Source organism: Sporichthyaceae bacterium (assembly GCA_036269075.1).
Lineage (GTDB): Bacteria > Actinomycetota > Actinomycetes > Sporichthyales > Sporichthyaceae > DASQPJ01.
On the sequence record DATASX010000003.1, the window covers coordinates 1 to 13,694 of the forward strand.

At 69.5% G+C, this 13,694-nt stretch carries 16 protein-coding genes; 11 read left to right on the forward strand and 5 right to left on the reverse strand.

What is annotated here, in order from left to right; translation table 11 throughout:
- Positions 1-793: 793 nt before the first annotated feature.
- The 3 genes from VHU88_00355 to VHU88_00365 form a co-directional block, all read right to left on the reverse strand.
- Positions 794-1,369, reverse strand: coding sequence for a VOC family protein (locus VHU88_00355; protein ID HEX3610112.1), 576 nt, complete (start codon positions 1,367-1,369; stop codon positions 794-796).
- Positions 1,370-1,472: 103 nt separating this feature from the next.
- Positions 1,473-3,140, reverse strand: a complete 1,668-nt coding sequence (locus VHU88_00360; protein ID HEX3610113.1) for a LuxR C-terminal-related transcriptional regulator — start codon at positions 3,138-3,140, stop codon at positions 1,473-1,475.
- 40 nt (positions 3,141-3,180) lie between these two features.
- Positions 3,181-3,450, reverse strand: a complete 270-nt coding sequence (locus VHU88_00365; GenBank protein ID HEX3610114.1) for a hypothetical protein — start codon at positions 3,448-3,450, stop codon at positions 3,181-3,183.
- 297 nt (positions 3,451-3,747) lie between these two features.
- On the opposite strand from VHU88_00365, the gene VHU88_00370 reads away from it, so the two are divergent.
- Positions 3,748-5,088, forward strand: coding sequence for a cellulase family glycosylhydrolase (locus VHU88_00370; GenBank protein ID HEX3610115.1), 1,341 nt, complete (start codon positions 3,748-3,750; stop codon positions 5,086-5,088).
- 114 nt (positions 5,089-5,202) lie between these two features.
- Here VHU88_00370 and VHU88_00375 read toward each other — a convergent pair whose 3' ends face one another.
- Positions 5,203-5,400 carry a cyclic nucleotide-binding domain-containing protein gene (locus VHU88_00375; GenBank protein ID HEX3610116.1) on the reverse strand — a complete coding sequence of 66 codons (198 nt, stop codon included), beginning with the start codon at positions 5,398-5,400 and terminating at the stop codon, positions 5,203-5,205.
- A 350-nt stretch (positions 5,401-5,750) separates the two neighbouring features.
- On the opposite strand from VHU88_00375, the gene VHU88_00380 reads away from it, so the two are divergent.
- Positions 5,751-7,334 (forward strand): YncE family protein, encoded by a 1,584-nt coding sequence (locus VHU88_00380; protein HEX3610117.1) that lies wholly within the window; start codon positions 5,751-5,753, stop codon positions 7,332-7,334.
- Here VHU88_00380 and VHU88_00385 read toward each other — a convergent pair.
- Positions 7,310-7,564 (reverse strand): hypothetical protein, encoded by a 255-nt coding sequence (locus VHU88_00385; protein ID HEX3610118.1) that lies wholly within the window; start codon positions 7,562-7,564, stop codon positions 7,310-7,312. The two genes, VHU88_00380 and VHU88_00385, sit on opposite strands and share 25 nt — an antisense overlap.
- Before the next feature lie 92 nt (positions 7,565-7,656).
- On the opposite strand from VHU88_00385, the gene VHU88_00390 reads away from it, so the two are divergent.
- The 9 genes from VHU88_00390 (at position 7,657) to VHU88_00430 (ending at position 13,553) form a co-directional block, all read left to right on the forward strand.
- The gene (locus VHU88_00390; GenBank protein HEX3610119.1) at positions 7,657-8,004 is read left to right on the forward strand and encodes a metalloregulator ArsR/SmtB family transcription factor; all 348 of its coding nucleotides are present in this window, start codon (positions 7,657-7,659) and stop codon (positions 8,002-8,004) included.
- Entirely contained in the window at positions 8,001-8,765 is a 765-nt protein-coding gene (locus VHU88_00395; protein ID HEX3610120.1) for an MIP/aquaporin family protein, read from the forward strand. Before VHU88_00390 ends, VHU88_00395 begins: the two co-directional genes overlap by 4 nt.
- On the forward strand, positions 8,762-9,193 hold the full coding sequence (locus VHU88_00400; protein HEX3610121.1) for an arsenate reductase ArsC: 432 nt from the start codon (positions 8,762-8,764) through the stop codon (positions 9,191-9,193). Before VHU88_00395 ends, VHU88_00400 begins: the two co-directional genes overlap by 4 nt.
- A gap of 32 nt (positions 9,194-9,225) precedes the next feature.
- Complete coding sequence (gene arsM, locus VHU88_00405) at positions 9,226-10,020, forward strand: arsenite methyltransferase (GenBank protein ID HEX3610122.1); 795 nt, start codon at positions 9,226-9,228, stop codon at positions 10,018-10,020.
- A gap of 253 nt (positions 10,021-10,273) precedes the next feature.
- Positions 10,274-10,501 (forward strand): hypothetical protein, encoded by a 228-nt coding sequence (locus VHU88_00410; protein ID HEX3610123.1) that lies wholly within the window; start codon positions 10,274-10,276, stop codon positions 10,499-10,501.
- Complete coding sequence (locus VHU88_00415) at positions 10,498-11,460, forward strand: FAD:protein FMN transferase (protein ID HEX3610124.1); 963 nt, start codon at positions 10,498-10,500, stop codon at positions 11,458-11,460. The genes VHU88_00410 and VHU88_00415 overlap by 4 nt, the downstream gene beginning before the upstream one ends.
- Positions 11,457-12,035, forward strand: coding sequence for a ferric reductase (locus VHU88_00420; protein HEX3610125.1), 579 nt, complete (start codon positions 11,457-11,459; stop codon positions 12,033-12,035). The genes VHU88_00415 and VHU88_00420 overlap by 4 nt, the downstream gene beginning before the upstream one ends.
- Positions 12,032-13,324 carry an NADH-ubiquinone oxidoreductase-F iron-sulfur binding region domain-containing protein gene (locus VHU88_00425; protein ID HEX3610126.1) on the forward strand — a complete coding sequence of 431 codons (1,293 nt, stop codon included), beginning with the start codon at positions 12,032-12,034 and terminating at the stop codon, positions 13,322-13,324. Before VHU88_00420 ends, VHU88_00425 begins: the two co-directional genes overlap by 4 nt.
- Before the next feature lie 7 nt (positions 13,325-13,331).
- Positions 13,332-13,553 carry a ferredoxin gene (locus VHU88_00430; GenBank protein ID HEX3610127.1) on the forward strand — a complete coding sequence of 74 codons (222 nt, stop codon included), beginning with the start codon at positions 13,332-13,334 and terminating at the stop codon, positions 13,551-13,553.
- Positions 13,554-13,694 lie beyond the last annotated feature (141 nt).

The following is a 13,694-nucleotide window of genomic DNA, read 5'->3' on the forward strand; positions in this document are numbered from 1 at the left end:
ACCCGATGTTAGTGGGACCAGCCGACCGAGCGGCGCTCGGATGGCCGCCGCGCAGCTCCTGCCGCGACCCGCTACGCCACGGCCGGTTGTCGTCGACGCCGGTTTCTCGCGGCGGCCGCCGATGCCGATGCCGATGATGACGACCGCCAGACGTGCGCGCGCGTGCTGCGCGAACACCGCGGCAAGCTCTGACGCTGGCGCCGGTGTTACGAACCCCTCGCTCCGGACCGACCAAGGGGCATCGACAGAAGCCGACAAACCGCCACGGTGGCCGACGATCTTGCTAACGCCATTGCTAACAGCACCCGTGGACAGGCCTGGACGGTAGCGCATTCGGACGGACCGCCGGTCGGCGTCGCCCCAGGTCGTGGACAAATCTGGACGCTGTAGTTCTAGAAATTGACTTCTTGTAATCGAGCGGTTCCCGGTTCGAGTCCGGGCGTCGGCTCTCCGTGTCGGCTCCCGTGTCAAACGCGTCAGCGGGCAGAGTTGCAACCAGGGTGACGCCTGCCTCGGCGCGTCGCGCCTCAGGCGTCGCAACTCTGCCCGTGAGCGCTAGGGCTTCCACTTGACGGAGTCCACTCGCGATGAGCGGGAGGCCGAGCGCATCCGGCCGGCGCTCGGGGGATGTCCCGGTGTCCAAGGTGACCCCGGGGTCCTCGAGGAGTTCTACGCCGACCTGCGTCGCTGCCGCGACCGATGCAGGCCGACGACGCAACCTGCCGGGCACGTCTGCCGCCGTACGCCGGGGGCACCATCCGTGGGGCAGTGCCGCCGGAGCCGTCGCGTGTATTCAGGAGACGGGTCGCCAGTCATTGTTGCCCGAGTGGTCGCCCGCCAGCCATCGTGTCAGATCACGGTGGGCGTTCTCCCGACGGACCGCGTCGATCTCGTCTGCCTTGGGATGGTCGACCGTGAATTCCAGGAGCAGGCCGTTCGGATCGCTGAAATACATCGACTTGCAGTAACCGTGGTCCATCGTCATCGTCTCGAGCCCCGCAGCCTCGGCCCGCTCGCGGATCCCGGCTTGGCCTTCCGCGGTGACGAGAAGGGCAACATGGCGGAACAAGGAGTGGGACGGCGGCGGGGCGAACTGCTCGGAGAACTCGCGGTTGGCGAACTGGAAGAATGCCAAGCAGCCTCCCTCTTCGAGCCCGTACATGGTGTGGCAGAACTCCTGCTCCTCTCCGCCCATGAGGTGCTCGACCTCGGTCCAGGTGGCGACGAGGGGGAGCCCCACGATGTCCTCGTAGAACCTTCGGGTCGCCTCCTGATCCGTCGTCACGAAGGCGTGATGGTGCAACCGGGCCGGGGGCGAGGTGGCGGTGCCCGACGTCGTGGGGGAGTCGAAGATTGCGGTGACGGTCATCGGTTCCTCCGGTGTGGGTCGGGGGCGTCCCAGAAATCTCCCCCGACCGACGGTCAAGCGGCATCGGGCGAAACCCCTATCGGCACCCCCAATTACGGGAGTGTCAGGAACGGGGTGTGAGTCTGGCCGCCATCGCGGCGGCCTCGGCTCGGCTGCGTACGCCGAGCTTGGCGAGCACGGCGCTCACGTGGTGCTCGGCCGTCTTGGCCGAAATGTACAGACGTGCTCCGATCTCGGAGTTCGTGAGGCCCTGACCCAATAGCTCCAGCACTTCTCGTTCCCGCCCGCTCAACATCGAAGTGGCGGCGTCGGGGCGGCGTAGGCGGCGCCGGTCGCCCAGGCTGCGAAGCACGGCCGCCGCCTCGTCCGCGTCGCGGACGGCTCCGAGGCGTTCGAAGACGGCCAGCGCCGCCCGCCCCTCGCTCACCGCGCGGGTGATCTCGGCGGCTTGCGACCAGGCCCGGGCTCGGGCCAGATGCATCTGGCCGGCCAGTAGCGGGCGATCGCCGTTGGATGTCGCCTCTTGCATCTGGCCGAGCAGTTCGAGGGCGCTCCCGGTTTCGCCTTTCCTCGTCGCTACCTTCGCCGCGGCGAGGGCGGCCTCGGCGTTCAGCAGCGGCCACTCGGCCTCCCGTGCCATGGCATTCAGCTGTGCGACGGTGTCGACGGCGGCGTCGAGATCGTCCCGGGCCAGGTCGACGTCCACCGACAGGGCCAGTAGCGGCGCGGACCGGACCCGATCGCCGACGAGCTCGCCGAGGCCTCGCTCGATCACCGCCGCGGCCAGCTCGACCCTGCCCTGCACCAGGTGCAGCCGGGCCAGCGGAGCGCAGCAGTCCACGCAGTCCTCGAAGGGGCCGAGCAGTTCCTCGGCCTCTGCGACGCGACCCTGCCGGAGCCGCAGTTCCGCCAGGCGGGCGGAGGTCTCCACGCGGTGGTTCATCGCCCGGGAGGCATCCGGGGAGAGCGCGTCGAGCAGCGCCTGCTCGGCCTCGGACCAGCGTCCGAGGGTGGACAGGACGGACCCGTAGACCGCACGGCAGTGCGTTTGCATGATGCGGGGACGCCACTCACGCCGTTCGATGAAGCGGGACCACTCGCTGGTCCATTCCTGCGCACGGTGCAGGTCGCCGGAGCGGTCGCACGCCGAGAACATGGCGCAGAAGCATTTGCCGATCGCCGCGAGATCGTCGATCTCGCCGCTCGTCACGGCGGCCATCGCCTCGTCGAGTCGGGCGAACCCGCGGGCGAGGTGGCCCTTGATCACCAACGCGAAGCCGGACTCGGCCAGCGCACGGACTTCGAGGACCGGATCGGCGAACTCGACCGCCAGCGACAGCGCGAGCTCCGCCGCGGCCTCCAGCGCTTCGACGTCGGGCCAGTCGCAGCCCAGGATCCCCAGTGCCAGGTAACCCTCCTCGACGCAGTGGCCGACCTGGCCGAGCAGGCGCAGCCCCCGGTCGATCCAGCCGCGCGCCACGGCCCGACTTCCCCACGCAGCGACGTGCAGCCCGGCAAGGTCACCCGCGACTCGCACGGCGTACCGCAGATCCCCACCGCTGCGAAGCTCGCGGAACGCGACCTCCCAGTGGCCCCGGGCGCCCTCGAAGTCGTCATCTGCAAAGCACCGTCCGCCCAGCCGGACGTGGTCCGTGGCCGACAGGACGCCGCCGGTTCCCACGACCGTGGCTCGGGCTGCGGCGGCCCGTCCGTCACCTGGTGCCCCAGGTGAACCGAGCCCTGAGCCCGACCCCTCCCGCGAGGTGCTCACGCGCGTGATTCTGTCAATTCCGGACCGATTTGTATTGTGCTCAGCGCTGGCGAGGGCATCGCACCCGTAACAGATGTGGCCTGCCACTGTTCTCCTGGCCCGTCTCGCGCTCGCCATCGACCTGCGCGGCCAAGGTCTCGGTGCCGTCCTGGTTGCCGAGGAGATGGCCCTCATCGTCGAGGCCACCCGAACCCTCGCCGCCGCTGATCGAGTCGGTCCTGGCGCCGATCCACTCCCAGCTTCCGCCCACGGGGAGCAGGACGCCCGAGGGCTGATCCGGATGCCGGATCACCCCGACCAGCACCGTCACCGAGTACGCCACTGGGCTGTCCCCGACAGGTCCCGGGTCGAGATCACCGCCGGGCATGACGGGAACGTGTGGTTCACCGAGAACGACGGCAAGCGGATCGCCCGCGTCAACTAGACCCCGCAGTCTCGCGAGGCCCCTCGGCCGACGCCACGCGGGCTCCGCCCAAATCCGCCGTTTTCGGGCGCAGCACGGCAGGCGCGACTTACCCTCAAGAAGCTCGCCGTGGCGGGCAGGCTGAGAGACGGTGCGATGGGCAGCCAGTTTGTGCGGAGTTCGACCGTCCGACGAGTCGGGCTGATGTGGCTCGTGGTCGCGCTGGTCGGCGCTTTCACCATGAGCGCGGCGCCCGCGGTGCGACCGCAGGCCGGCGCAGCGGTGGGCGGCATGTTCTCAGTGGTGCCTCCTCCGGAGCGGACTCCGGCCGCCACGTCGAACGGCTCGGCGATCGCCGAGGCCGGCGGCGCCTCCGAGGTCATGACAGCCGGAAGTCAATTCACCGACCGTTCGGGCCACCAGGTGCTGCTGAAGTCCATCTTCTGGGACGGCTTCAACGACAAGGGCATGATGGCTCAGGGGCTGGACCGGCAGCCACTGCCGCGCCTGGCCGAGGAGTTGAAGCGCGAGGGCTTCAACTCCGTGCGCATGCCGTTCTCGAACTACATGTTGCACGAGGAGCACCGCACCACCGACGCAGCAGTTCGGAAGCGCAATCCGCAGTTGGCCGGCCTCATTCCTCGCGCGGCGTTCTATCGAGTGGTGAGCATGCTCACGTCGGCTGGTCTCTACGTGATTCTCGACAACCACCAGACCAGGCCGACGTCCTACAACATGAACGAAGGCCAGTGGTTCACCCCGGACTACGACGAGAGCAAGTGGCTCAGCGACTGGGATTACGTCTCATACTTGTTCGACGCAAATCCGCGAGTCATCGGATACGAGTTCCGGAACGAGGTCCGCAGCAACAAGGTCGATCACACCGAACCGACTTGGGGTGACGGCGGGAAGTACGACTGGCGGCGGGCACAGATCGCGGCGGCGACGACGGTCTGGCGCCGGAACCCGGCAAAGATTGCCTTCATCAGCGGTATCGACTACGACTCGTCGCTGCGTGCGCTCGCCACGTATCCGATAACCGCCAAGGACTTCCCGGAGTTGCACGGAAAGCCGTACCTGGCCTACAGCGTGCACACTTTCGCCTGGTTCCACCCGCACGACACCGACGGCGTTGCTTCGGTCACCAGCCCGATGCTCCTGGCGCTCGACGCGGCCGCGCAACGACAGGTGTACGTCCAGGATTTCGGATTCATCGCTTCGTCGGATGCGCCTTACACTGCACCGATCTGGTTGAGCGAATTCGGTGTGCCGGTGTCGAGCCCTGACAGCTGGTCCGCGACTTTCCGAGTCCTGGTCTCCTACCTGGCCGATCATAAATTCAGCTTCGGCTACTACACGATCTCTAGCTGGTACCCGAAAGAACCGCGATACCTCGCGTACTGCTACGACAAGGCGTCCACGTGGCAGAATGAACCCGGTTACGCCGCCCGCTGCAACACCTATGGGCTCCTCAACCGGGATTGGTCGGCCTTCGTCGACGACTGGCGGCTAGACACATTGCGGACACTGTTGAACGAACGGTGAGCTAGGCCGCCGGACAGGCAACGCGTGCAGGCCGACCTCCGTCCAAACGCACCAGCGGGCAGAGTTGCAACAGTGGTCAGGGGCCCCCGAAGAGCGCGCGGCGAACGGTCGCTCCTATCGGCCCAGCTGCGCGCCGAACACCCCGCCGGGGCCGATCGTGGTAACCAGGTGCCCGTCCCGAAGCAGCTCGATGGAACCGTCGACCACCCCGAACATATGCGTGCCCTGGTCATGCTCACGGAAGAGCGTCTCGCCCTCGCGGAGCTCGATGGTCTCCTTCGCGTTCGCGAACAGACTGCGCCCTGCGCTCAACCTGCTCACCTCCTGGTCGACCGGGCGTACCCAGTGCGACCGGTCCGGGTATGCCCGCCGCAACCGCTGGAACGGGAACTGACGATGAACAGTTCCCGAATGACGATCCACCTCCGGGACCGGCGTCGAGAGGCTTCGGCGCGGCTCCCGGGCAAGCCGGAGGCCGGCTGCTAGCAAGGAACGTGGGGATCGCGTCGCGCGAGAGCAGACCGAGGGGATTTCGGTGCGCACGGTTGGGGCTGTGCGCGGCGCTCGTTGTCGCTGCCTCGGCGAGCACGGGGGCCGTTGCAGCAACGACGTACACGACCACCGATCTGACGGGCCTCGGAAGCACTCCGACCAGGGTTGCGGTGGACCCGGCGACCGCAACCGTCTACGTGACCGACCTCGGTAGCAACGACGTGTCGGTCATCAACGAGACCGGCAATGCCGTCACCGGCACAATCCCGGTCGGCAGCGGACCGAACGGGATCGCGGTGGACCCGACCGCTCACATGCTCTACGTCGCCAACGGCGGCGAGAACACCGTCTCGGTCGTCGACGAGACGGCGGACGACGTCACCGCCACAATCCCGGTCGGTGCCATGCCGCTGGAGATCGCGGTCGATCCCACCTTGCGGACTGCCTACGTGGCCGACTTCGGTTCCGCCGAGGTCTCCGTGATCGACGAGACCAGTCGCACCGTGACGGCTACCGTCCCGGTCGGTGACGAGCCGATCGGGGTCGCCGTGGACCCCACGACGCACACCGTCTACGTGACCAACAGCGGTGGCGCGACCGACGCTCCGGGCGGCAACACCGTGTCGGTGATCGACGAGACCACCAACACCGTCACCGCGACCGTCCCGGTCGACACCAACCCGCAATCGGCCGCCGTCGACCCGACCAGGCACGTCGTCTACGTGACCAACGCCGGCCAGACCGCCCCCGGCGGCAACGACGTCTCGGTCATCGACGAGAGCACGAACACGGTCACCGCAACCGTCGCGGTGGGAACCGCGCCGGCCCATGTGGCGGTGGATCCGGTCGTCGGCACCGCTTACGTGACGGACAACGGCAGCAACGACGTCTCGGTCATCGACGAGACCACCAACACGGTCACCGCGACCGTCCCGGTCGGCGCCCACCCGGTGGGCGTTGCGGTCGACCCGACGACCCACAACGCCTACGTCGCGGACCAAGGCGGCGGCGCGACCGAGATCACCCGGTCGGTACCCACATCCGGGATACCTTCGATCTCCCGTCCAGCGCCCACCCGCCACGGCCATGCCGGCAGTGGCGACCCGAACCCGAACACCAACCCGAGCGGCGTGCTGGGCTCGGACAACTCCACCGGCGTCGCGGCGACCGCCGACAGTGGCCGGCCGACCGTGACGACGGTGTGCTCGGGCGCGTGTGCCCTCGCCGCGACCACCGAGGGCGAGAAGGTCGTGGTCGCCGCGACCGACACCGTCGTGGGCGCGCCGAAGGCCCGCGCGGCTTACGTCCGTGGGTCGACCGGCCCCGTCTTCTTCCTCACTGTCAACGGTGGTGGAGCGCGACCGCGCTGCCCCGGGTACCGGGACCTGGACCACGACTGGGTGCAGTTCGGGTTCCGGTCCGGCGCCGGCAGCACGTTCGAGAAGAACGCCACCATGACCTCGACCCACCCGACGTCCCGAAACGCGGCCGAATCGAGGCTCGCTGTCGAACAGGTGTGCTTCGAGGCGCCCTACCGGTTCGTCACCCGCCCCGGCTTCGCGTCGGCAAGGCACGGGAAGGTCTTCGGCGGAGTGCTCCCTGACTGCGACCGGGTGATCGCGGCCGCAGCGCGTGTCCGTCTCGCCACGCCATGTGTGACGTCCCGTCAGGCAGCGCGGGTGGGCGGGGGATGGGCTGTCCGGTTGGTTTTCTGGATCCCGCCCAATCGTCAGGATCCGAAGGCATTGGGCTGACCGGACCAGTCCGTCCCGCGGCCCCACCGAAGGCTGCGGAACACCTCGGTGACGGCCGAGCCCCCCGGGATCGTGAGCCCCGCCCCGGGCGTCCCGAAGTTGTTCAGCAGGCGACGGCTGACCGAGAAGTCAGCGCAGCGGTGGCTGCGCCGGCCCCCACCGGCGATGTCAGCCAATGCGCCCATACGGGCACGCATCCGGAAAGCCTCGCCCAGAACGACCACAACCATGACGTGCAGAAAGACGTCCCGGCCTTCCCCGTTGAATCGAGACCTGTCAATATAGATATCAGCCGATATAGACACTTCTCGATGGAGGCTCGGTGGAGGTACCGGAGTGCTGCTCCCCGATGGTGCGGGAGCCACTGAGCGCGGCCGCGGCCGCGGATTGGGCCGCGGTGTTCAAGGCGCTGGGCGATCCCGTGCGCCTGCGGCTGTTCTCGCTGATCGCCTCGCACGCCGACGGCGAGGCGTGCGTGTGCGACCTGGCTGGGGAGTTCGACGTCGGGCAGCCGACGATCAGCCACCACCTGAAGGTGTTGCGCGAGGCCGGATTGCTGACCTCGGAGCGGCGCGCCAGCTGGGTCTACTACCGGGTGGTCCCGCAGGTGTTGTCGGCCCTGAACGGGCTCCTGGCCGTTTCCGGCGGCCGCACCGAAGCCTGCCGATGACGGTCTCGCTGTCGCGGCGGGTGCTGGCCGAGTTCGTCGGTACGGCCCTGCTCGTGGCGGTGGTCGTGGGTTCCGGGATCGCCGCGAGCCGGCTCTCGCCGAACCAGATCGGCCTGGAACTGCTGGAGAATTCGCTGGTCACGGCACTCGGGCTGGCGACTCTGATCCTGGCCTTCGGGCCGGTGTCCGGGGCCCACTTCAACCCGGTGGTCTCGGCCGCGGACTGGTTCGTCGGCCGCCGCGCCGACTCCGGGCTGACCCCGACCGAGGTTGTCGCATATTCGGCCGGACAGATTGCCGGAGCGATTGGCGGGGCGATCCTGGCCGACGGCATGTTCGGTGTCGCCCTGGTCAAGTTCTCCGGCCACGACCGCTCGGACCAGCACCTGCTGCTCGGCGAGGTCGTCGCCACCGGTGGCCTGGTGTTCCTGATCTTCGCCGTGGTGAATTCCGGTCGCGCCGCGGTGGCCGCACCGGCGGTCGGCGCCTACATCGGTGCGGCGTACTGGTTCACCTCCTCGACGTCGTTCGCCAACCCGGCGGTGACGGTGGGCCGCGCGTTCACCGACACCTTCGCCGGGATCCAGCCTTCGTCGGTGCCGGGTTTCGTCTGTGCGCAGATCGTCGGGGCCGCCGTCGGCGTGGGTCTGCTGTTCGCGCTCTACCCGATGCCCGAACGCGGGGCCGACCAGGTCGTCGTACCCCACCAGGAACTCACTGCCGCCAATTCCACCGTCGCTGAACCGGGGAGCATCCGATGATCGCGAAGCCGTCGGTCCTGTTCGTGTGCGTGCACAATGCGGGACGTTCGCAGATGGCGGCGGGTTGGCTGATCCACCTGGCCGGCGACCGCGTCGAGGTGCGCTCGGCTGGTTCTGCCCCGCGGGAGGCGGTCAACCGAGCGGCGGTGGAGGCCATGCGGGAGGTCGGCATCGACATCGCCACCGCCCAGCCGAAGGTGCTCACCAACGAAGCGGTGCAGGCCTCCGACGTCGTGGTGACCATGGGCTGCGGCGACGCCTGCCCGATCTTCCCCGGAAAGCGTTACGAGGACTGGGAACTCACCGACCCGGCCGGGCAACCGATCGAGGTCGTGCGCGAGGTCCGCGACCAGACCCGCGTCCACGTCGAGAAGCTCATCGAGGAACTGGCCCCCGGCGACCCGGCGACCGCGGGCAGTCGCTGCTGACGGCGATCCGCCCGTTTCGAGGAGGACAACTCATGGCGACCGCCTCCGACGACGAGGTCCGTGAGCAGGTTCGCGAGCGCTACGCCACCGCGGCCGTCCGCGCCGCTGCGGGGGCGCCCAACCGTGAGGTGCTCGCGGTCGAGGACGGCTGCTGCGGCGTGAGCCCAACTGCTTGCTGCGAATCGGCCTCCACCGATACGTCGGCGTTCGGGTCCGCGCTCTACGACTCGGACGAGCAGTCGGTGCCTGCACAGGCGTTGGCTGCCAGCCTCGGCTGCGGGAACCCCACGGCCGTCTCCGAATTGCGGCCCGGCGAGACCGTGCTCGATCTGGGTTCCGGCGGTGGCATCGACGTGCTGCTGTCGGCGCGCCGCGTCGGGCCCACTGGCTTCGCCTACGGCGTCGACATGACCGACGAGATGCTCGACCTGGCCCGGGCCAACGCGGCGAAGGCCGGCGCGACCAACGTCGAGTTCCGCAAGGGCAACATCGAGGACCTGCCGCTGCCCGACGCCGGCGTCGACGTGGTCATCTCGAACTGCGTGGTCAACCTGTCGACCGACAAGCGCGCGGTTCTCTCCGAGGTCTTCCGTGTCCTACGACCCGGCGGACGCATCGGGATCAGCGACGTCGTCGCCGACGATCATCTCGACCGGGCTGCTCGCGCCGAACGTGGCTCCTACGTCGGGTGCATCGCCGGCGCGTTGTCCCGAGCCGAGTACCTCGAGATGCTGTGCGCCGCCGGATTCACCGACAGCACGGTCACCTTCACCCATCAGGTCGCCGAAGGCATGCACGCCGCGACAATCCGCGCCTTCCGCCGCTGACCGAACGGCTCCAGGGCAGGGACATACCGGGACATTCCGGGCCGGAAGTCACCGGTTCGGCGCCCAGTTGCCGGCGCGAAGCAGATCCGAAGACAGCGCACAGGATTGCTGAACAGGTCCTTAGTGGCCCGGGCTGCACTCTTTCCAACAGAGCGGCGAAAGGCCGTCGGGGGAAGAACTGGCTCGGAGGCACGGAATGCGCGGCAGCACGCACAAAATCCTGGCACGGACAGACGGTCGGCGCCGGACGTCGATGGTCACCAGAACCACCGCTCTCGGCTCGACCTTGGTCGCCGTGGTCCTGGGCATGGGCCTGCCCGGACACACCTCGGCGTCCACCGCCGCGCCCTCGGCCGGCTCGTCCGCCGGGACGGCCGGCCTCTCGGCCGGTTCCACCAGCTCCCGTTCGACACTGCGTGCGCCGACCACCACGCCCACGTCGACGACGAAGCGGGCGCACGTGCGTTCCGGTGGGTCATGACCAGCCTGGTTCGCCCGGCCCGAGCCTCGTTCGAAGCGCTGGGCACGACCGCCGAGGTCCTGGTGGACCGTCCGGAGCTGGTGGACGCGGCGGCCACGACGCTGCGCGAGTGGTTGTTCGAGGTCGACCTCGCGTGCAGCCGGTTCCGGGCCGACTCCGAGATCTCGCGGCTGCACCTGATGCCCGGTCGGACGGTTCGGGTGAGCCGGGTCCTCGCCGAGGCGATCGAGGTCGCCCTGTGGGCCGCGCAGGCCACCGACGGGTTGGTGGATCCGACGGTCGGCGAGGCCGTGTCCGCGCTGGGTTACGACCGCGACTTCGCCGCTGTGGAACCTGACGCACCGTCAGCGGCGGGGGCGCCGGTGCCGGCGGCGGGCTGGTGGCGGGTGGGCTTCGAGGCCGACAAGGGTCTGGTGTGCCTGCCGCGTGGCGTGGTCCTGGATCTGGGTGCCACGGCCAAGGCGTGGTCCGCGGACCGGGCGGCGCAGCGCATCCATGCCGACCTCGGCTGCTCGGTGCTGGTGTCCCTGGGCGGGGACATCGCGGTGGCCGGGCGGGCCCCGGACGAGGGCTGGGCGGTGGCGGTGGGGGAGGACCATCGCGGCGCCCATCAGGACGCGGACTCGGTCGTGTCAATCCGGGAAGGCGGGCTGGCCACGTCCAGCACCACCTGCCGCCGATGGCGTCGCGCCGGTCTGACGCACCATCACATCGTCGACCCGCGTACCGGTGCCTCCGCTGAACCGGTCTGGCGGGCGGTCAGCGTCGCCGCGGCGACGTGCGCGGACGCCAACGCGGCGGCCACCGCCGCGGTCGTTCTCGGTGCCGCGGCCCCGCAGTGGTTGGCCGCGCGCGGCTTGCCCGCCCGACTGGTCGGGGCCGACTCGATCGTTCGGACGCAAGGCTGGCCCGCCGATGCGGGCCCGGCGGGGATCGAGTTCGTGGTGGGGGAAGCGTGAACAACCAAGCTCTCTGGTACGCCAGTCGGGCGACCGGACTGGTCTCGTTGGTGCTGTTGACGACGGTGCTGGTGCTGGGCGCATTGCACCGGTCGCGGCTGGCCTCGGCGCGCTGGCCCAGGTTCGTGGTCGGCGACGTCCACCGGAACCTGTCGCTGCTGTCGGTCATCTTCATCGCCGTCCATGTGGTGACGGCGGAGCTGGATCCGTATGTACACCTGGGATGGACGGCGGCGGTGATCCCGTTCGTCTCGCCCTACGAGCCGATGTGGGTCGGTCTCGGGGCGGTCGCCTTCGATCTGCTCATCGCGCTGGTCGCCTCGAGCCTGCTGCGCGGGATCATCCCGGCCCGGGCCTGGCGCAGTCTTCACTACTCCGCTTACGGCTGCTGGCCGATCGCGGTGGTGCACGGCTTCGGCGTCGGCGGCGCGGACTCGCGATTGAACCCGGTGCGGATCCTCGACCTGGCCTGCATCGCCGCGGTCCTGGCCGCGGTGGCCTGGCGGATCCGGGCCCGTCATCCCGATGAGATCGTCCGGATCCCGTCCCGTGCGACGAGTGGGGGCGGACGATGAGTGAGGGCCTGCAGACCCAGCAGAGCACCAGTCGGCTGCTGGCGGGTTGGCTGAGCGGACGAAGCGGCAACAGTTTTGCCGAGCACCTGGACCGGCACGGCCCGGTGTACCTGCCGAGGAACCGGGACGAGGGCAATCGCCTGATCGCCGAGGTGGAGGCGGCTGGGTTGCGCGGCCGGGGTGGCGCGGGCTTCCCCACGGCGGTGAAGCTTCGCGCGGTCGCTTCCGGTCGAGGCCCTGCCGCGGTCCTGGCCAACGGTTGCGAGGGCGAACCGGCCAGCGGGAAGGACGGCGCCCTGCTGTCGCTGGAGCCGCACCTGATCATCGACGGTGCGCAGGTGGCCGCGGCCGCCGTCGGCGCCGACCGCATCCACCTCTGCGTCCACCGCGGCAGCCCCGCGGCGGCGACCCTGCGCGCAGCGCTGCTGCAACGCAGCAGCACCGGGCCGCAGATCCGGGTGACCGAGGTCCCCGGCCGGTACGTCGCCAGCGAGGAATCCGCTCTGGTGCGGTTCATCAACACCGGCGAGGCTCGCCCCACCGCCAAGCCGCCGCGGCCGTTCGAGCGCGGTGTCGCCGGTCGCTCGACGCTGATCGACAACGTGGAGACCCTCGCCCACCTGGCCCTGATCACCCGCCACGGAGCGGACTGGTTCCGCGCCGTCGGCACGGCAGACTCGCCCGGCACCACCCTGGTCACCCTGAGCGCAGGGGTGGAGCGGCCGGGGGTCTACGAGACGCAACTCGGCGCCTCGATCCGCGACGTGCTCAGGCTCGGCGGCGGATCGGTCGCAGCCCTGCAGGCTGTGCTGGTCGGCGGGTACGCCGGAGCGTGGCTCCAGTTACCTGACGCCACGTCAGTTCCCTTGAGCCACGAGGGCCTGCGGGCGGCGGGCGGCACTCTCGGGGTGGCCGCGCTGATCGGGTTGCCCATCGGTGCCTGCGGCGTGGTCGAGACCGCGCTGATCCTGCGCTACCTGGCTGGGGAGTCGGCACGTCAGTGCGGGCCGTGCATGTTCGGGCTGCCCGCGGTCGCCGCGGACTTCGTCGAACTGGCCCGGGGCACTGCCCGCGCCGAGACGTTGGACCGTCTCCGATCGCGGTTGGGCGTCATTCCCGGCCGTGGGGCCTGCAGCCATCCGGACGGGGCCGCGCGCCTGGCCGCCAGTGCGTTGCGGGTCTTCGCCGACGACGTCCAAGCCCATGCCTCGGGCCATCCCTGTGCCGGGGCGAGTCAGCCGTCGGTGGTGGCCCCACCGGCCGCGACAACCAACCCCGATTGGACGTGAGTCGCCGATGAGCCTGTCGTTGCGCGGAGCCGAGCAGATCCTGCGGATCAACCGGATCGAGTGCCACGGCCACGGGATGTGCGCCGAGTTGCTGCCGGAACTGATCACGCTGGACGAGTGGGGCTACCCGATCATCGAACCGGGCCCGGTGCCGGCCGAGTTGGCCTCGCACGCCCGAGCAGCGGTGACGGCATGCCCCACCCTCGCCCTGCGCCTGGCGCGCCCCTAGCTAGCCTCGAAATTGCAGGTGTCTGGCGGGCTGACTGGTTGGGACGGCTTCGCGATGGTGTGGTCGCCGGGGCGTGATCGGTCCCCGGCGCTGTGCCGGTTCTCCGTTCCTCGGTCGCTGTGGACAGTGACGGTAAGTCAG

Coding starts and splice junctions, on each gene's coding strand:
- VHU88_00355 (HEX3610112.1), bottom strand. CDS start 1,369: ATGACCGTCACCGCAATCTTCGACTCCCCCACGACGTCGGGCACCGCC.
- VHU88_00370 (HEX3610115.1), top strand. CDS start 3,748: ATGTGGCTCGTGGTCGCGCTGGTCGGCGCTTTCACCATGAGCGCGGCG.
- VHU88_00385 (HEX3610118.1), bottom strand. CDS start 7,564: ATGGTTGTGGTCGTTCTGGGCGAGGCTTTCCGGATGCGTGCCCGTATG.
- VHU88_00395 (HEX3610120.1), top strand. CDS start 8,001: ATGACGGTCTCGCTGTCGCGGCGGGTGCTGGCCGAGTTCGTCGGTACG.
- VHU88_00400 (HEX3610121.1), top strand. CDS start 8,762: ATGATCGCGAAGCCGTCGGTCCTGTTCGTGTGCGTGCACAATGCGGGA.
- arsM (HEX3610122.1), top strand. CDS start 9,226: ATGGCGACCGCCTCCGACGACGAGGTCCGTGAGCAGGTTCGCGAGCGC.
- VHU88_00410 (HEX3610123.1), top strand. CDS start 10,274: ATGGTCACCAGAACCACCGCTCTCGGCTCGACCTTGGTCGCCGTGGTC.
- VHU88_00415 (HEX3610124.1), top strand. CDS start 10,498: ATGACCAGCCTGGTTCGCCCGGCCCGAGCCTCGTTCGAAGCGCTGGGC.
- VHU88_00425 (HEX3610126.1), top strand. CDS start 12,032: ATGAGTGAGGGCCTGCAGACCCAGCAGAGCACCAGTCGGCTGCTGGCG.
- VHU88_00430 (HEX3610127.1), top strand. CDS start 13,332: ATGAGCCTGTCGTTGCGCGGAGCCGAGCAGATCCTGCGGATCAACCGG.